Origin of the sequence: Luteococcus sp. H91 (assembly GCF_038433135.1) — a bacterium.
GTDB lineage: Bacteria > Actinomycetota > Actinomycetes > Propionibacteriales > Propionibacteriaceae > Luteococcus.
Genome location: NZ_JBCDMV010000041.1, coordinates 1 through 15,452, shown reverse-complemented (window position 1 = coordinate 15,452; position 15,452 = coordinate 1). Strand labels below are relative to the sequence as shown.

Sequence of the window (15,452 nt, the reverse complement as noted above, 5' to 3'; positions counted from 1 at the left end):
TACGCTTGTTCACCTGGGAAGTGCTCCTTCAACCACGCTGATACAGACCTAGACAATCGGTATCTTCGCAGGTCAGAGGGCACTTCCCTCCTTCACGTCCAGCCACCCCCGTGAAATCTCCGGGCTATCCACCGAGACCGTCCCCCGACACCGGTCGCCGGGTTCGAAGAGGCCTCCGCGAATCCGCCATGCCCCCTGACGGAGCAGAATGGAGCCCATGAGCCAGCCAGCCAGTCCCAACCTCCCGGAACCCCGGATCGGCGACGCAGAACGTGAGGATGCCGCGGAACTGCTGCGCGATCACCTGACCGCCGGCCGAATCGACCCTGCGGAGTTCGACGAGCGGATCGGCCAGGCGCTGCAGGCCCGCACCCTGAGCCAGCTGGACGCGCTCTTCCGGGACCTGCCCGGGCGGCGCCCCGGCCATGAGCGGGCCCCAGCTGTCTACGCGCCCACCGGGAATCCGGGCGAGAAGGCTCCCGTTGCCTGGGAGGATCAGGGCGAGCCCACGGCCGAGACCCCGTGGTGGGCCCACTGGGGTCTGTTCGTGGCCACCATCGTGCTGGTCGGTGCTTCCCGCGGTCGGTTGGGGCCCTTGGTTCCGGTGATGGCACTGTGGTGTTTCTGGTTGGGGCCAGCCCTGGCCAACTCACTGCACGAGCGCCAGCTGGATGAGCACTACCGGCGCCATGGTGTGCAACGGCCCAACCCGCGAGAGATCGGGAAGGATTGATCCAATCACGTGGCCTCCCGCGCCCCAACCACCCCAGCCACTAGGGTCGATCCATGGCCGGTGAGCTTCCCGAGGTGGTGCACCAGATCTGCGCCTCGTTCACCCACGCCATCAACAACTCCTCCGAGGATCTGCTGGAGGGGCTCTACCTGCGCGGGTCGCTGACCTGGGGGGAGTTCTTCCCCAGCTCGGATGTCGACTTCACCGCGGTGCTGAGCCGCCGGCCGGGGGTGCATGACCTGCAGGCGCTGGAGGCGGCGCACACCCAGATCTGGTTCGAGTTCCCGGAGCACGACTTCGACGGCCACCACGTGCTGCTGGGAGACCTGCAGCGCGGCCCCGACGAGTGCCCGGGTGTGCCCTGCACCCTCGGCGGGACGTTCGTCGCGGAGGACCGGCTGGATCTGAACCCGGTCAGCTGGGCGGAGCTGGACGAACGCGGCATCCGGATCACCGGGCGGGAACCGTCGCGGCTGGGGATCAGCCAGGACCCGGCCCGGCTGTGGCAGTACTCCCACGCCAACCTCGCCCGGTACTGGGGGCGAACCGCCAAGGAGCTCAAGCTGGGCTGGATGATCGCGGGGCGCCGCGACGACGCGATCGCCTGGTGCACCCTGGGTGCCGCCCGGCTGCACCACCTGCTGGCCACCGGCCAAATGACCTCCAAGAGCGGCGGCGGGCGCTACATCCTGGAGCAGCTGGACGAGCGCTGGCATCCGCTGGCCACGGAGGCGCTGCGGATTCGGGAGGAACCGCACAGGCGCGGCCGGTATCGTTCCCAAGGCCAACGGGGCAAGGATGTCAGGGATTTCGTCGCCTGGTGCGTCGAGGATGGCGCATCACTGACACCGCCCCAGTCACGCTGAACGATCGGGGAACAGCATGATCAGGATGGATGCCGAGGAGTTCGAGGAACTCGTCGAACGGGCGCTGGATGAGATTCCCGACGAGTTGATGGCGCTGGTGGACAACTGCCTGCTGATCGTCGAGGACGCCAATGAGGAGGAGCCTGGGCTGCTGGGGCTCTATGAGGGCATTCCGCTGACCGAGCGGGATGGCACCTACACCGCCATGCTGCCGGATCGAATCTTCGTCTACCGCCTGCCCACACTGGAGCTCTGCCACACGCGGGAGGAGGTGGCCGACGAGGTGCTGACCACCGTCGTGCACGAGATTGCCCACTTCTTCGGGATCGACGACGAACGGGTGCACGAGCTCGGCTGGGGATGATCCACGGAACAGACGAGGGCCCCGGCCGGTTCACATCCGGTCGGAGCCCTCGTCGGGTGCTGCGGGCGGCTCAGAAGCGGTTGTCGCCCTCAGCCTTGTGCTGCACGTCGTCGGCGACGTCGGAGAACTTGTTGGCGACGTCGTCGGCCGCATTCTCCACCTTGGTGCCGGCCGAGCGCTTGCCCTCGGTCTTGTCCAGTGCCTTGGCGATGACTTCCTTGACCTTGGTGACCACGCCGGTGGCCTTGCCCTGGGTCTTGGAGTCGATGACCTGAGCGGCCTTCTCGACGGTGCTGTCGATCTTCTCGCGGTTCTTGTGGACGGCCTCGCCAGCCTTGCTGGCGGCCTCGTCGGCGGCCTTCTTCGCCTTGGCGGCGGCCTCCTTGGCCTTGTCGGAGGCCTCCTTGGCCTTGTCCTGGGCGCCCGCGGTGCCGGCCTTCAGCTTGTCGGCCTTCTCCTGGGCGGCCTTCTTGGCGGCCTCGGCCTTCTCCTGCGCGGTGGCCTTCGCGGCGTCAGCCTGCGCCTTGGCCTTGGCGGCTGCGTCGGCAGCGGCCTGCTTGGCGTCGGTCTTGTGTGCTTCGTCGTTGTACTGCGTCATGATCGTCTCCTGATCGTGATCGAATGGCCGCGTTGGCCTTCATTTCAACGGTAGGGGGCTGCCCCCGCGGTCGTACAGCCAAATGGCGACGCCCACAGCGAACAACCCCTGAGCAAACCCCGAGATCAGGGTCAGCGCACGTCGAAATCAACCATTCCCTTGGGGGCAACCGGTCGCAGATCAACCGAATCCACCCGGGCCCATCGCGGGCCCTCCTGGCACCACGCGACCAGGGCGTCGACGGCGGCATCCTCTCCCTCGATCCAGACCTCCACGGTGCCATCGGGCAGGTTGCGCACCCAGCCCGCGACGCCGGTCTGCTCGGCCTGCTGCAGGCAGCGCCAGCGAAATCCGACCCCCTGTACCTGTCCGTGAACGGTGGCGACTACGGCTCTCATGCCCGCCATCATGACATCCGGCGGGAGCCGGCGGCAGACTGGTTCGTGACGGAACAACTGGCTGATCGAATGACCCAGTTGCGCCTTGCGTTTCCCGCTTGGCACAATTTCTCGGCTGGCGGAAACCCCCCGAGTCTGCCGGCGTGGACAACCCCGCCAGCCGGTACTTCACCGCGGCGGGGTTGTTCCATCCCGGCCTGGGGGCCTAGCCCTGCTTGATCGCCGAGACCTCGAATTCCAGCAGGATCTTCTCGCTCACCAGCACGCCGCCGGTGTCCAAGGCCGCATTCCACGTCAGGTTGAAGTCTCGCCGGTTCACCTCGGCCCGGCCCTCGAAACCGATCCGCTCATTGCCGCTGGGATCGGTGGCGGAGCCGGTGAACTCGAAGGGGATCGTCACCGGCTTGGTGATGCCCTTGATGGTCAGGTCGCCGGTGATCTCCACGGTGTCGGAGTCCACCGCCTCCACCCCGGTGGAGACGAAGGCGATCCGCGGGAATTGGGCGACGTCGAAGAAGTCACCGCTGGTCAGGTGGTGGTCGCGATCCTCGCTGCCGGTGCTGACGGAGGCAACGTCGACGTCCACCGTCACGCTGCTGCTGGCCGGATCCTGGCCATGCACCTGGGCTGTTCCGGTGAACTCAGTGAAGATGCCGCGCACCTTGGTGATCATCGAATGGCGGGCCACGAAGGCGAGGGATGAGTGGGTCTTGTCGAGCGCGTAGCTGCCCTCGAGACTCATCATGTCGGTCATCTTGCATCTCCTCGGGGGCACAGGGTCCGCCGGGCGGCCGGCGGGGAAGCGTCCGCTCCCGGATCAAGAAAACCACACGTGGCAAGCCATCTTCAGCTCGGCCGCCGCGGCCACCCCATTTGGCCCGGGTGCTGGGTCGGTGGACCGTCCCGTCACAGTGACTCTGCAGACGGGGCTGTTCTACAGTGAGCCTCAGCCCGGCCCCCCATGCGCAAAGGCAATCCATGTTCCGGATCACCCCTCCCCGTTCAGCCCGCACCCTGGCAGCCGTCACGGTCGCCGCCCTCGGCGCCACCACGCTGGCCACCGCCCCGACCGACGCGGCACCAGAGCCGCGCACCCGCTGGATCGTCCGCTTCGACAACCCGACGTCGATGCAGTCCGTGCGAGCCGCGGGCGCCGCCGGCTCCAAGCCGCGACACACCTACCAGAAGATCTTCCCCGGCATGGCGACGACGATGACCGCCGCCGAGGCCAAACGGTTGAAGGGCCGCCGCGGGGTGGTCTCCGTCGAGCCCGACCGACGGATCCACGCCGCGGGCACCCAGGTGAACCCGCCCCTGGGTCTGGACCGCATCGACCAGCTCAGCTCGCGCCCCAGCCGCAGCTACTCCAGCAAGCTCACCGGGGCAGGAGTGACGGCCTACATCCTGGATTCCGGGATCAACGCCTCGCACACCGACTTCACCGGGCGGATCAAGAATGGTCCCAACTACGTCTCCCCCGGCACCGCCCCCAAGGACTGCGCCGGGCACGGCACGCACGTCGCGGGGATCCTGGCCGGCACCCGGCACGGCGTCGCGAAGAAGGCCACCATCGTGCCGGTCAAGGTACTGGACTGCGACGGCGGCGGCTACGAGTCGGACATGCTGGCCGGGATGGAGTGGGTGGTGCGCAACCATCTGGCCGGAAAGCCCGCGGTGCTGAATGTCAGCCTGGGCGGTGCGGTCAGCAAGAACTTGACCGCCGCCACCCAGAAGGTGATCAACGACGGCGTGACCGTGGTTGCCGCCGGCGGCAATGCGCCCGAGGGTGGTGAGCCCGGCCCGGCCTGCAACTACGGCCCGGCCAATGTGCCCGCCGTCCTGACCGTCGCCAATGCGTCGACCACCAACTACCAGTCCCCCACCAGCAACTACGGAAGTTGCATCGACCTGTATGCGCCCGGCACCAACATCCGGTCAGCCTGGATCGGCAGCTCCACGGCCACCAATTCGGACTCGGGAACCTCGATGGCGGCGCCCTTCGTCTCGGGGGCGGCGGCCCTGGTGCTGCAGGCCCGCCCCAGCTGGACGCCTGCCCAGGTGCACTCCCAGATCGTGACCCAGGCAGCACGCAATGTGATCATCAATCCGACCAAGGGAACGCCCAACCGGATGCTGTACACGGTGAGCCGGGTCACCCCGGCCCGCTGAATCCCCGCACCGTGGCCCCCCTCGCGCCATCGGCCCTGTCCTTCTGGGCAAGGGGATGGTGCCGGGAGGGAAGCCCCGGGCAGGCCTGAGGTCCGACCCCACTCGTCGGGCTCGATGGACCACCCCGTAGAATGCTCAATTTCCTGCCGGGCCGCGACGCGGTATCGTGATCGTCATCCGCTGGCAACGAGCGCCAGCGCACGTGCACATGCCGCACAAGACCACTCGGCCGGGGCCCCGCGGGTCTCTGTTCAAGGAGGAACTGTTCATGACGCAAGCCACCTTCAGCTATGGGGACAAGCAGGTCGAGCTCCCCTACCTTGAAGCAACCCAGGGCAACAACGGCCACGACATCTCCAAGCTGCTCGCGCAGTCCGGCGACACCACCTACGACCAGGGCTTCTCCAGCACCGCGTCGTGCAAGTCCGCGATCACCTTCATCGACGGCGACAAGGGCATCCTGCAGTACCGCGGCTACCCGATCGAGCAGCTGGCGGAGAAGTCCACCTTCCTGGAGACCGCCTACCTGGTGATCTACGGCGAGCTGCCCACGGCCGAGCAGCTGGCCACCTTCGAGGAGCGGATCACCCGCAACATGATCATCGACGAGCGGATGCGGGACTTCTTCCGTTGCTTCCCGCGTCGTTCGCACCCGATGCCCGTGCTGGCCGCCGGTATCATGGGCCTGAGCACCTTCGACAGCGACTTCACCGGCTTCCGCCCCGACCAGATCGAGGAAGCCACCGCGCGCCTGCTGGGCAAGGTACCCACCCTGGCCGCCTATGGCTACAAGAACTCCATCGGCAAGCCCACCATGTACCCGGACTACTCGCTGAGCTACATCGAGAACTTCGAGCGGATGAGCTTCGGCAACCCGGCCGAGCCCTATGAGATCGACGACGCCATCACCCGCGCCCTCGAGGTGCTGCTGATCCTGCACGTCGACCACGAGCAGAACTGCTCCACCTCCACCGTGCGCCTGGTCGGCTCCTCGCAGGCCAACATGTACGCCTCGGTTGCCTCCGGCGTGAATGCGCTCTCCGGCCCGCTGCACGGCGGCGCCAACCAGGAAGTCCTGGAGATGCTGCAGCAGATCAAGGATTCCGGCATGAGCGTGCAGGAGTTCGTGAACAAGGTGAAGAACAAGGAGTCCGGCATCAAGCTGATGGGCTTCGGTCACCGGATCTACAAGAACTACGATCCGCGCGCCAACATCATCAAGAAGCACGCCGACGAGGTGTTGAAGCTGAAGGCCGGCCGCCGCGACCTGCTGGACATCGCCCAGGAGCTTGAGCAGACCGCCCTGAACGACGAGTACTTCCAGCAGCGCAAGCTGTACCCGAATGTCGACTTCTACTCGGGTCTGATCTACGAGGCCATGGGCTTCCCGGTCAACATGTTCACCGTGCTGTTCGCGATCGGCCGTCTGCCCGGTTGGATCGCCCAGTGGCGCGAGCAGCAGGCCGATGCCTCCACCAAGATCGGCCGTCCGCGCCAGATCTACGTCGGCCAGACCGAGCGCGCGTACGTGCCGCTCGACCAGCGCTGACCGCACCCTGAGCAGAGCAGCGGGGCCCCACCGGCAGGTGGGGCCCCGTCCTGCGTTTCTCGGCAACGTCCGCCGGCGAGGAAGCGCGGAGGTGCACTTCTGGCGGGCCAGGCGGTCTCCCAAGGATTCTGGATCGTGCCAACCCACGATCTTCCCGCCAGGATTGCAGCCGACCAGCCCCGCCCTCTCGGACGAGGGGCAGATTCCGCCGACGGCGATACCCCTGTCGCGAGCTGTCGCGCGGCAGCAGACTGGGGGCATGAGCCAGTTCACCAATGAAGAGAACGAAACCATCCGCAAGGGTGCGATGGGCGCGGTTGCGCTCGTCTCGCAGGCCGAGCCGGGATTCCTCGCGACGTTCAAGGAGTCGATGGCCGCATCCAAGGCCCTGGCTTCCGCCCCCGCCGAGTTCGTGGAGGTGATCAAGGGCGGCATGAGCATGCCTCCGCAGGCCTCCAGCAAGGAGGAGATGGTCAGCAAGCTGCTGGCGAACCTGTCCGAGGCCGTCCAGGTGGCCAGCAAGGACCCCGCCACCGCCACCGCCCTGAAGAACTACGTGACCGCCGCCTGCCAGCAGGTTGCCGAGGCCGCCAAGGGCGTCTCGCCCGAGGAGACCGCGATGATCGAGCAGATCCAGGGCGTGCTGAACCAGGCCCCCGCCGCTCAGGCTGATCCGGCTGCCCCGGCAGATCCGGCCCAGGCCCCTACCGCTCCTGTCGAGGATGCCCCGGTGCAGCAGGCTCCCGTCGAGCAGGCCCCCACCCCGGAGGCCCAAGCGCCCGCCGACGGCAGCGCCGGGCTGCAGTGGCCCAAGTCCTGACCAGTCGTCGGACGGGCTGAGCCCCAGATCGACCACGTGAGGGTGGGTGGTGTCACCGTTTCGGTGATGCCACCCACCCTCTGCTGTGCCCCTGACAAGCTCGGAGGCCTTGGCCTGGCCGGGCAGCCCACCCACCCGCAAGGGCCGGGCCCGTTGGGCCCCGACTGGGTCAGGACTGGGTCACCGGCTTCCCCGCCCCCTGCCAGGCGGTGATTCCGCCCTCCAAGTGGGCGACGTCGGTGAAGCCGGCCTGGACCATGTGGTCGATCGCGGCCGCGGAGCGACGGCCGGTACGGCAGTACACGGCGTGCTTGGCCGACTTGTCCAGGGCGTCGATCTTGCCGGCGAAGTCGGCGGCCTCGATGTCGATCACCTTCGCCCCCGGCAGGTGGCCTTCGGCGAATTCCTGCGGGGTTCGGACGTCAAGAACGACGACTCCGTCCTGGCCCACCCGATCGGCGAACTCGTCCACCGTCAGGGTGTCGCCATTCTTGCCGGAGCTACTGGAACCGCAGGCCGACAAGGCCGGAAACGCTACGAGCCCGGCGACTACCAGCAGTAGCTGGCGACGGGTGGTCATTCGCCCTTGGCTTCCTGCTCGGCGATCTGGGCGCGCACGTCGTCCATGTCCAGGCCCTTGACGGCCTCGATCAGCTGCTCCAGCTGCGGGCCGGGCAGGGCGCCGGACTGGCGGAAGACCTGGATGCCGTCGCGGAAGGCCATCAGGGTCGGGATGGCCTGGATCTGGGCGGAGCCGGCGATCTCGGGCTCGGCCTCGGTGTCCACCTTGCCGAAGACCACGTCGGGATGCTGCTCGCTGGCGGTCTCGAAGATCGGCGCGAACTGCCGACACGGGCCGCACCAACTTGCCCAGAAGTCCAGCAGCACCATGCCGCTGCCGATCGTCGCCTCGATGTTGTCCTTGTCGATGTCGATGGTTGCCATGCATTGGATAATACCCGAGGGGGTATAAATCCCGCAGTCCGTGGTGCTTGACACAATCTTCACACTGGCCCCGCATCCGCCTTCATCCGGCGACGGTGTGCTTGAGCCATGAACACGAAACAGCGATCCCTCCTGGTTGCGTCCGCGGTGCTGTTCTCCGGTGTCGGCCTGACCGGCATTGCCCAGGCCGGGCCGTCCAGCCCCACTCCAAGCCCCGCCCCCGCGTCGGCCCCCACGAATACCGCCCAGAAGGCCGACGCCAGCCTGGCGAAGGCGCTGACCTTCAGCCGCGAGGAGGAGCGGATGGCCCGCGACCTCTACGCCGCGCTGGCCAAGAAGTACGACGACGCCCTGCCCTTCAGCCGGATCACGCTGAGCGAGCAGCGGCACTTCGATTCGGTGGGCATGCTGCTCACCCGTTATGGCGTCGCTGACCCGGCCGCCGGGTTGCCCGCCGGCACGTACGCCGATCCGGCCATCCAGGGCCTCTACGATGGTTGGCTGGCGCAGGGCAGCAAGTCCCTGACCGAGGCCTACCAGGTGGGCATCGCCCTGGAGAAGCGGGACATCGCCGACCTGAAGGCCGAACTCAAGACCGTCAAGCAGACCGACGTGAAGTACGTCTTCGAGCGGCTGCTGGCCGGCTCGCAGAACCACCTGCGCGCCTTCACCGCCGCCTCCCAGGGCAAGACGGGCAGCGGGATGGGCCAGGGTGGCCACGCCGGGCAGGGTGCCCGGCTGGGCCAGAATTCCCAGGCGGGCAAGAAGGCCCAGGCTGGTCAGGGACAGCGCCGCGGGCAGCAGGCCGGGCAGCGCGCCGGCCAGGGCCGCACGGCTGGTCAGCAGGGCCAGGGCATGGGCCGCGGACAGGGCCGGGGCGCCGGCAAGGGCACCCCGCGCGCCGATTGCCAGTTCAACCGCTGACCCCCACAAGCCCCACCCCCAACCGGCGGCGCCGTCCCAGATCTCGGGCTGGGGCGGCATGCCAGCTAACGCGGAAGCCGGACGGTGAAACTGGCACCCCGGCCCAGGCCGGGTGAGCTGGCGGTCAACGTACCGCCGTGGGCTTCGACGATCCCGCGGGCGATGGTCAGCCCAATCCCTGTGCCGCCGTCGGGGCGTACCTCGCCGGCGCGGTAGAAGCGTTCGAAGACCCGCTCCACGTCGGCGCCGGCCAGTCCGACGCCGGTGTCGGTGACCACTAGCACGGCGTCGGGGCCCTGCGGCTGGCAGTCGACGGTGATCCGCCCACCGCGTGGGGTGGCGCGCAGCGCGTTGCCCACCAGATTGGTCAGCACCTGGGAGAGCCGGTCGCCGTCGCCGGTGATCGGGGTGGGCTGGGAACGCACCAGCAGTTCGATCCCGGCGTCGGTGGCCTGGGGGCGCAGCCGGTCGCAGACCCGGGCGGCCACCTCGTCCAGCCGGATCGCCTCGGGGTGCATCTCCAGCCGGCCCTCCTCGGCCCGGGAGAGCGCGGAGAGGTCGCTGCTCAGCTTGGTCACTCGTCGCAGTTCTTCCTGCACCAGGGCGAGCCGCTCGGCGTCGGTGGGCAGCACGCCGTCCATCATCCCTTCCAGATAACCGTTTGCGACGGTGATCGGGGTGCGCAGTTCGTGCGCCAGCTCACCGATCAGCCGGACGCGACGGGCCTCGGTGTCGGCCAGTTGGGCGCCCAGGCTGTCGATGTCGTGGGCCAGCTGGGCGATCTCCGCGGTGGAGCTGTTGGGCACGCTGACCCGGTAGTCACCGTCGGCCATCCGCCGGGCGGCCTCGCGCAGCTCCAGCAGGGGTCGGGTGATCCGGCGGGCGAGCAGCACCGCCACGGCACCCGCGGCCAGCACCCCCACCAGGCCGCCGACCACGACCGCTCGGTTCACGGCGTCCGCGAATTGGCGACGCAGACCCAACCCGGCACCGCGGCCGGCACCGGATCCCGATCCCTGCCCCATGCCCTGCCCGGCCCCCTGGCCCGCGCCGGGTCCCTGACCGTAGAGCGACTGGTCAAACAGGGCCGGCGCCCACCAGTGGACCACGGCGTAGATGGTCAGGCTGGCCACCAGCGCCACCAACAGGTGGCTGATCACCAGGCGGACGGACAGGCGACGCATCAGGCACCCGGCAGGAACTTGTAGCCGACGCCGCGCACGGTGGCAATCACGCTGGGGCTGGTGGCGTCGTCGCCCAGCGCCCGACGCAGGTTGCGGATGTGCACGTCCACCACCCGCTCGTCGCCGAAGAAGTCGCCGCCCCAGACGTGCTCCAGCAGCTGGCGACGCGACCAGACCCGGCCGGGGGATCCGGCCATCGCCAGCAGCAGGTCGAACTCCAGGGCGGACAGGTCGATCCCGACGCCGGAACGAGTGACCTCGCGCCGCTCGGGGTTTATCCGCAGCGTGCCGAAGTCCATCGCCCGGGATACCTCGGGGGCCGCGACGTCCTGCCGGGCGCGGCGCAGCACGGTCTTGACCCGGGCGGCCACCTCGCGCGGGCTGAAGGGTTTGGTGATGTAGTCGTCGGCGCCCACCTGCAGCCCGACCAGCTTGTCGACCTCCTCGGTGCGCGCGGTCACCAGGATCACGTAGACATCGGACTCGCGGCGCAGCAGCCGCAGCACCTCCAGCCCGTCGATGTCCGGCAACCCGACGTCGAGCAGCACCAGGTCGCAGGTCTGGGCGGCAAAGCGATCCAGTGCCTCGCGCCCGGTCGCGGCCTCCACCACCTCATGTCCGTCGGCGCGCAGGTACTCCCGCAGCACCGTGCGGATGCCGCTTTCGTCGTCAACCACCAGAACTCTGGCCATGGTCATGACGCTATCGAGTCCGGCCGCTCGGCACGAGGGTGTCGACGCGGATTGGTCCCCGGGTTCCACGTGAAACCCGTCGGCACCTGGTGTGCCCCGATGGCACCCAGAGCGAGGGTCAGTTCAGCGGCTTTACCCGGCCCGGGCCCAGATAGAGCAGGGCCATCAGGAAGAGCAGGAAGATGCCGGAGAAGAGCCCGCCGTAGAACCACAACAGCAGCGGGAACTCCCAGTCCCAGGACAAGAGCAGGACGAACTGCAGGGTGCAGGCCAGCCAGATCAGGCCGAGCGCGGCCCCACGCGATCGGGGCCAGAGCCAGTGCATCCCGGCGACGCAGACCAGGATCGCGGCCAGGCTGACTGCCCAGCCCAACCAGGGGAATCCGGCGCCGCCGACTCCGACCACGCCCAAGAAGGCCGTCGCGACGAACAACATCGCCAGCAACACGGTGACCGTTGGTCTCTTCATGGCAACCCCCTTGACTCACGGCGTCGGGCCCGACGCGGCTCACCTCAATCATCCCCTTCGGGGGGGGTGGGTCAATGTCCGTGTGCCAACCCGACCACGACGGCCGAGCCGGTCGGCCCCCTACAGGCTCGGCGATCAGTCAGCGGAAGGCGCCCACCCCGGTGATCTTCTTGCCCAGGATCAGCGACTGCATGGACTCGGTGCCTTCGAAGGTGTGCATCGCCTCAATGTCGGCCATGTGGCGCATCACATTGTTCTCCAGCAGGATCCCGGAGCCACCGAGCATGTCGCGGGCCTCGGCGGCGACCCGTCGGGCGGCGCGGGTGTTGTGCAGCTTGGCCATCGAGCCCTGCTGCGGGATCAGCTTGCCAGCGGCCTCCAAGTCCGCCAGGCGACGACAGTACATGGCCATGCTGGTCACCTCATCGAGCATGTTGACCAGTCGCTGCTGGATCAACTGGTAGCTGGCCAGCGGTTTGCCGAACTGGATCCGGGTCTGGGCGTGCTCCAGCGCGGCCTCGTAGCAGGCGATCGCGGAACCCAGCGCCATCCAGCTGATCCCGGATCGGGTGGTGAACAGCACGCTGGAGGTGGCGCGGAAGCTGGTCGCGCCGGGCAGCCGATTGGCCTCGGAAACCCGCATGTCGGTCATGGTGATCAACGCCTGCGGGATGGCGCGCATCGAGACCTTGCCCTGGATGGTCTCGGCTTCATAACCGGGGGTGTCCTGCTCGACGATGAAGCCGCCCACCTCGCCATCGTCCATCCGCGCCCAGATGACGGTGACGTCTCCGACCGAGCCGTTGCCGATCCAGCGCTTCTGGCCGTTCAGCACCCACTCGTCGCCATCCCGACGGGCGGTGGTGCTGAGCGCGACCGAGTCGGAGCCGTGGTCGGGCTCGGTCAAGCCGAAGGCGGCGAGCTTCTCGCACCGGGCGATCGGACCGAGCCACTTCTCCTTCTGCTCGTCGGAGCCCCACATGTGGATGGAGCGCAGCGCCAGGCCGCCCTGCACCGCGATCACGGTGGCCATCGACGCGTCGGCGCGCGCCACCTCCATCATCACCAGGCCGGCGGCCAGCGGAGACATCTTCTCCAGCCCGGGCACATCGAGGCCATCGGCGATCAGGTTGAGCTCACCGAGTCGCTTGACCAGATTGAGCGGGTACTCGGCGCGCTCCCACGGCCCGGCGATCTGCGGGACGCACTCCGCGCCGAAGGTCTGGGCGCGCTGCCAGGCGGCCAGGTCGGCACCGTCGACATCGGCGAAGACGGAGAAGAAGTCGGTGGTGCTGGTGGAGAGGATCTCGTTGGTCATCGGGATGGTCCTTTCGGGGGCTTCGGCGGTGACGGGCTGGGGGGCGCCGCGGGTGGAGGCCCCTCGACAAGCTTGGGGATCGGGGTTCGGTCGGATGCCTGGCTCAGCGGAAGGCGCCGATGCCGGTGATCTTCTTGCCCAGGATCAGCGACTGGATCGACTCGGTGCCCTCGAAGGTGTGCATGGATTCGATGTCGGCCATGTGGCGCATCACGTTGTTCTCCAGCAGGATGCCGGAGCCACCGAGCATGTCGCGGGCGTCGGCGGCAATCCGTCGGGCGGCGCGGGTGTTGTGCAGCTTGGCCATCGACGCCTGCTGCTGCACCAGCTTGCCGGCGGCCTCCAGATCCGCGATCCGACGGCAGTGCAGCGCCATGCTGGTCAGGTCCTGCAGCATGTTGGCCAGCCGCTGCTGGATCAACTGGAAGCTGGCGAGCGGCTTGCCGAACTGCTGTCGCTCCAGCGAGTGCTTCAGCGCCGCCTCGTAGCAGGCCATCGCGGAACCGAGCGCCATCCAGGAGATCGCTGAGCGGGTGGAGAAAAGCACCGTCGCGGCCGACTTGAAGGACGTCGCGCCGGGCATCCGGCAGCTCTCCGGCACGCGCATGTCGGTCATGGTGATGGTGGCCTGCGGGATGATCCGGAAGGAGACCTTGCCGGTGATCATCTCGGCGGAGTAGCCGGGGGTCTTCTGGTCAACCAGGAAGGCGCCGACCTCGCCGTCGTCCATCCGGGCCCAGATCACGGTCATGTCGCCGACGCCGCCGTTGCCGATCCACATCTTCTGGCCGTTGATCACCCATTCGTCGCCGTCGCGACGGGCGGTGGTCTCCAGCGCGACGGAGTCCGAGCCGTGGGTGGGTTCGGTCAGCCCGAAGCCGGCCAGCTTCTCGGCCTTGGCCAGCGGGGTGAGCCACTGCTGCTTCTGCTCGTCGGAGCCATACCTGTGGATGGAGCGCAGCACCAGCCCGCCCTGGATGGCGACGAAGGCGGCCATCGAGACGTCGCAGCGGGCAATCTCCATCATCACCAGGCCGGCGGCCAGCGGGGACATGGTGTCCAGGCCGGGAATGTCCAGACCGTCGGAGACCAGCCCGAGCTCACCCATCCGCTTGACCAGGTGCACCGGGTAGGTGGCCTGCTCCCAGCAGTCGTTGATCTCGGGCGCCGCCTCGGAGCCAAATTGGCGGGCGCGCTGCCAGAAATCCTGGTCGGAGCCCTCGACGTCGGAGAACAGGGCATAGAAATCCGTCGAGTCCGCGAGTATTTCCTGAGGCATGGCGAGCCTTTCTGCGTTGGGAAATTGCACAAGCAAGGTTCGAGATGACCCGGATCTTCCTTGATCCAAGTCCCGTGAATTGACCGCTTTACGAATGGCGATTCGTTTCGACTAGTATGAGCGGCACCCCGTAGGCTGTCAAGGGTTCGATCCCACTCGTCGGGCCAGCCCGACGAAAGCACTTGCCACCACCAGATTCGGAGTTGCCATGGCCAGCATCACCCGGCGCACCCAGATCCGCACCGCCGCCATCCAGCTCTTCGATGAGCGTGGCTACTACGGCACCGGCATGGAGGACATCGCGCGGGCGCTCGGCATGCGCGCCTCGAGCCTGTACAACCACTACTCCTCCAAGCAGGAGGTGCTGGGCGAGATCAGCCTGTGGATCCACCAGGAACTGCTGCGTCAGTACGACGAATCCCTGGCCGGGCTGAGCAGCCCGCGGGACAAGGTGGTGGCGGCGATGCGCAACCACGCGCGTTTCCACGCCGAGCACGCCGCGCCCGTGCGGGTCTCCAACCGAGAGGTCAAGGCGCTGCAGGAGCCCTACGCCGGCCAGGTCCGTCAATTGCGCCGTGACTACGTGCAACACTGGATCGATCTGATCAATGAGGGTGTTGCGACGGGCGATTTCACCACCCCCGACGCCAAGATCGTCGCCTACTTCATCATCGACATGGGCACCGGCGTCTCCCAGTGGTACAAGCCCGACGGCCGCCAGCCCCTGGACGTGCTGTGCGACTTCTACGCCAACGCGGCCCTGCGTCTGCTGCGCACGGACATGCCCGACGCCAAGTAGGGCGCCCCTTTTCGCAACCCCTCGACAAGCTCGGGGACCGTGGCAGGTTCCCTGCCCAACGTGACCACGATGGCCGAGCCCGTCGAGGCCCCGAAACATGGGACCCCCAAAACCATTGACTTTGCCGTGAGCTGCTTGCTACCTTTCCTGCAATTCAATACGAATCGCCATTCGTATCGACGATCAGTCACCACCCAAGCTCACCCACAATTCCCTAACCTCGATCTTTCATGAGGGCTGGTTGGTCAACGGTCCAGCGTCGTTGCCGGTCTCGTAGTCATGATTCTGGCATGGGGGTGTGACAAGGTCCCGCATGCGCTGCGGGTAGGCGTCGGTTCCACTGCC

The 15,452-nt window shown here is 67.7% G+C and carries 18 protein-coding genes; 8 read left to right on the top strand and 10 right to left on the bottom strand.

What is annotated here, in order from left to right; genetic code table 11:
- Nucleotides 1-217 precede the first annotated feature (217 nt).
- From AAEX57_RS15820 to AAEX57_RS15810, 3 genes are read left to right on the top strand one after another with little or no spacing between them, the layout of a single operon-like run.
- On the top strand, nt 218-733 hold the full coding sequence (locus tag AAEX57_RS15820) for a DUF1707 SHOCT-like domain-containing protein (RefSeq protein WP_342093257.1): 516 nt from the start codon (nt 218-220) through the stop codon (nt 731-733).
- 53 nt (nt 734-786) lie between these two features.
- Nucleotides 787-1,599: a hypothetical protein gene (locus AAEX57_RS15815; protein ID WP_342093256.1), complete on the top strand. Its 813-nt coding sequence runs from the start codon at nt 787-789 to the stop codon at nt 1,597-1,599.
- A gap of 16 nt (nt 1,600-1,615) precedes the next feature.
- Nucleotides 1,616-1,963: a metallopeptidase family protein gene (locus AAEX57_RS15810; protein WP_342093255.1), complete on the top strand. Its 348-nt coding sequence runs from the start codon at nt 1,616-1,618 to the stop codon at nt 1,961-1,963.
- A gap of 70 nt (nt 1,964-2,033) precedes the next feature.
- On the opposite strand, the gene AAEX57_RS15805 is transcribed toward AAEX57_RS15810, so the two are convergent.
- From AAEX57_RS15805 to AAEX57_RS15795, 3 genes are all read right to left on the bottom strand, one after another.
- Nucleotides 2,034-2,561, bottom strand: a complete 528-nt coding sequence (locus AAEX57_RS15805; RefSeq protein WP_342093254.1) for an Rv0909 family putative TA system antitoxin — start codon at nt 2,559-2,561, stop codon at nt 2,034-2,036.
- Between the two features lie 131 nt (nt 2,562-2,692).
- Nucleotides 2,693-2,959 (bottom strand): acylphosphatase, encoded by a 267-nt coding sequence (locus AAEX57_RS15800; protein ID WP_342093253.1) that lies wholly within the window; start codon nt 2,957-2,959, stop codon nt 2,693-2,695.
- 205 nt (nt 2,960-3,164) lie between these two features.
- Nucleotides 3,165-3,713 (bottom strand): YceI family protein, encoded by a 549-nt coding sequence (locus AAEX57_RS15795; RefSeq protein WP_342093252.1) that lies wholly within the window; start codon nt 3,711-3,713, stop codon nt 3,165-3,167.
- 224 nt (nt 3,714-3,937) lie between these two features.
- On the opposite strand from AAEX57_RS15795, the gene AAEX57_RS15790 reads away from it, so the two are divergent.
- The 3 genes from AAEX57_RS15790 (at nt 3,938) to AAEX57_RS15780 (ending at nt 7,497) form a co-directional block, all read left to right on the top strand.
- Nucleotides 3,938-5,128 carry a S8 family peptidase gene (locus AAEX57_RS15790; RefSeq protein WP_342093251.1) on the top strand — a complete coding sequence of 397 codons (1,191 nt, stop codon included), beginning with the start codon at nt 3,938-3,940 and terminating at the stop codon, nt 5,126-5,128.
- A 268-nt stretch (nt 5,129-5,396) separates the two neighbouring features.
- Entirely contained in the window at nt 5,397-6,677 is a 1,281-nt protein-coding gene (locus AAEX57_RS15785) for a citrate synthase (RefSeq protein ID WP_342093250.1), read from the top strand.
- Nucleotides 6,678-6,936: 259 nt separating this feature from the next.
- Nucleotides 6,937-7,497: a hypothetical protein gene (locus AAEX57_RS15780; RefSeq protein ID WP_342093249.1), complete on the top strand. Its 561-nt coding sequence runs from the start codon at nt 6,937-6,939 to the stop codon at nt 7,495-7,497.
- A 169-nt stretch (nt 7,498-7,666) separates the two neighbouring features.
- Here AAEX57_RS15780 and AAEX57_RS15775 read toward each other — a convergent pair whose 3' ends face one another.
- Complete coding sequence (locus tag AAEX57_RS15775) at nt 7,667-8,077, bottom strand: rhodanese-like domain-containing protein (protein ID WP_342093248.1); 411 nt, start codon at nt 8,075-8,077, stop codon at nt 7,667-7,669.
- Complete coding sequence (gene trxA / locus AAEX57_RS15770) at nt 8,074-8,442, bottom strand: thioredoxin (RefSeq protein WP_342093247.1); 369 nt, start codon at nt 8,440-8,442, stop codon at nt 8,074-8,076. Before trxA ends, AAEX57_RS15775 begins: the two co-directional genes overlap by 4 nt.
- 108 nt (nt 8,443-8,550) lie before the next feature.
- Here trxA and AAEX57_RS15765 point away from each other — a divergent pair, with 108 nt between their 5' ends.
- Nucleotides 8,551-9,366, top strand: a complete 816-nt coding sequence (locus tag AAEX57_RS15765; protein ID WP_342093246.1) for a DUF2202 domain-containing protein — start codon at nt 8,551-8,553, stop codon at nt 9,364-9,366.
- A gap of 65 nt (nt 9,367-9,431) precedes the next feature.
- On the opposite strand, the gene AAEX57_RS15760 is transcribed toward AAEX57_RS15765, so the two are convergent.
- The 5 genes from AAEX57_RS15760 to AAEX57_RS15740 form a co-directional block, all read right to left on the bottom strand.
- Complete coding sequence (locus AAEX57_RS15760) at nt 9,432-10,550, bottom strand: sensor histidine kinase (RefSeq protein ID WP_342093245.1); 1,119 nt, start codon at nt 10,548-10,550, stop codon at nt 9,432-9,434.
- Nucleotides 10,550-11,242 carry a response regulator transcription factor gene (locus tag AAEX57_RS15755; RefSeq protein ID WP_342093244.1) on the bottom strand — a complete coding sequence of 231 codons (693 nt, stop codon included), beginning with the start codon at nt 11,240-11,242 and terminating at the stop codon, nt 10,550-10,552. Before AAEX57_RS15755 ends, AAEX57_RS15760 begins: the two co-directional genes overlap by 1 nt.
- A gap of 118 nt (nt 11,243-11,360) precedes the next feature.
- Nucleotides 11,361-11,711: a hypothetical protein gene (locus AAEX57_RS15750; protein WP_342093243.1), complete on the bottom strand. Its 351-nt coding sequence runs from the start codon at nt 11,709-11,711 to the stop codon at nt 11,361-11,363.
- 139 nt (nt 11,712-11,850) lie between these two features.
- Nucleotides 11,851-13,029, bottom strand: a complete 1,179-nt coding sequence (locus AAEX57_RS15745; protein ID WP_342093242.1) for an acyl-CoA dehydrogenase family protein — start codon at nt 13,027-13,029, stop codon at nt 11,851-11,853.
- A gap of 103 nt (nt 13,030-13,132) precedes the next feature.
- Nucleotides 13,133-14,308, bottom strand: coding sequence for an acyl-CoA dehydrogenase family protein (locus tag AAEX57_RS15740; RefSeq protein ID WP_342093241.1), 1,176 nt, complete (start codon nt 14,306-14,308; stop codon nt 13,133-13,135).
- A gap of 208 nt (nt 14,309-14,516) precedes the next feature.
- Between AAEX57_RS15740 and AAEX57_RS15735 the strand changes: the two genes are divergently transcribed.
- The gene (locus AAEX57_RS15735) at nt 14,517-15,107 is read left to right on the top strand and encodes a TetR/AcrR family transcriptional regulator (protein ID WP_342093240.1); all 591 of its coding nucleotides are present in this window, start codon (nt 14,517-14,519) and stop codon (nt 15,105-15,107) included.
- Nucleotides 15,108-15,452: the final 345 nt, after the last annotated feature.

What these genes read in the sequence shown, in the direction of transcription:
- AAEX57_RS15820 (WP_342093257.1), top strand. Translation starts at nt 218, where the DNA reads ATGAGCCAGCCAGCCAGTCCCAACCTCCCGGAACCCCGGATCGGCGAC.
- AAEX57_RS15815 (WP_342093256.1), top strand. Translation starts at nt 787, where the DNA reads ATGGCCGGTGAGCTTCCCGAGGTGGTGCACCAGATCTGCGCCTCGTTC.
- AAEX57_RS15810 (WP_342093255.1), top strand. Translation starts at nt 1,616, where the DNA reads ATGATCAGGATGGATGCCGAGGAGTTCGAGGAACTCGTCGAACGGGCG.
- AAEX57_RS15805 (WP_342093254.1), bottom strand. Translation starts at nt 2,561, where the DNA reads ATGACGCAGTACAACGACGAAGCACACAAGACCGACGCCAAGCAGGCC.
- AAEX57_RS15800 (WP_342093253.1), bottom strand. Translation starts at nt 2,959, where the DNA reads ATGAGAGCCGTAGTCGCCACCGTTCACGGACAGGTACAGGGGGTCGGA.
- AAEX57_RS15795 (WP_342093252.1), bottom strand. Translation starts at nt 3,713, where the DNA reads ATGACCGACATGATGAGTCTCGAGGGCAGCTACGCGCTCGACAAGACC.
- AAEX57_RS15790 (WP_342093251.1), top strand. Translation starts at nt 3,938, where the DNA reads ATGTTCCGGATCACCCCTCCCCGTTCAGCCCGCACCCTGGCAGCCGTC.
- AAEX57_RS15785 (WP_342093250.1), top strand. Translation starts at nt 5,397, where the DNA reads ATGACGCAAGCCACCTTCAGCTATGGGGACAAGCAGGTCGAGCTCCCC.
- AAEX57_RS15780 (WP_342093249.1), top strand. Translation starts at nt 6,937, where the DNA reads ATGAGCCAGTTCACCAATGAAGAGAACGAAACCATCCGCAAGGGTGCG.
- AAEX57_RS15775 (WP_342093248.1), bottom strand. Translation starts at nt 8,077, where the DNA reads ATGACCACCCGTCGCCAGCTACTGCTGGTAGTCGCCGGGCTCGTAGCG.
- trxA (WP_342093247.1), bottom strand. Translation starts at nt 8,442, where the DNA reads ATGGCAACCATCGACATCGACAAGGACAACATCGAGGCGACGATCGGC.
- AAEX57_RS15765 (WP_342093246.1), top strand. Translation starts at nt 8,551, where the DNA reads ATGAACACGAAACAGCGATCCCTCCTGGTTGCGTCCGCGGTGCTGTTC.
- AAEX57_RS15760 (WP_342093245.1), bottom strand. Translation starts at nt 10,550, where the DNA reads ATGCGTCGCCTGTCCGTCCGCCTGGTGATCAGCCACCTGTTGGTGGCG.
- AAEX57_RS15755 (WP_342093244.1), bottom strand. Translation starts at nt 11,242, where the DNA reads ATGGCCAGAGTTCTGGTGGTTGACGACGAAAGCGGCATCCGCACGGTG.
- AAEX57_RS15750 (WP_342093243.1), bottom strand. Translation starts at nt 11,711, where the DNA reads ATGAAGAGACCAACGGTCACCGTGTTGCTGGCGATGTTGTTCGTCGCG.
- AAEX57_RS15745 (WP_342093242.1), bottom strand. Translation starts at nt 13,029, where the DNA reads ATGACCAACGAGATCCTCTCCACCAGCACCACCGACTTCTTCTCCGTC.
- AAEX57_RS15740 (WP_342093241.1), bottom strand. Translation starts at nt 14,308, where the DNA reads ATGCCTCAGGAAATACTCGCGGACTCGACGGATTTCTATGCCCTGTTC.
- AAEX57_RS15735 (WP_342093240.1), top strand. Translation starts at nt 14,517, where the DNA reads ATGGCCAGCATCACCCGGCGCACCCAGATCCGCACCGCCGCCATCCAG.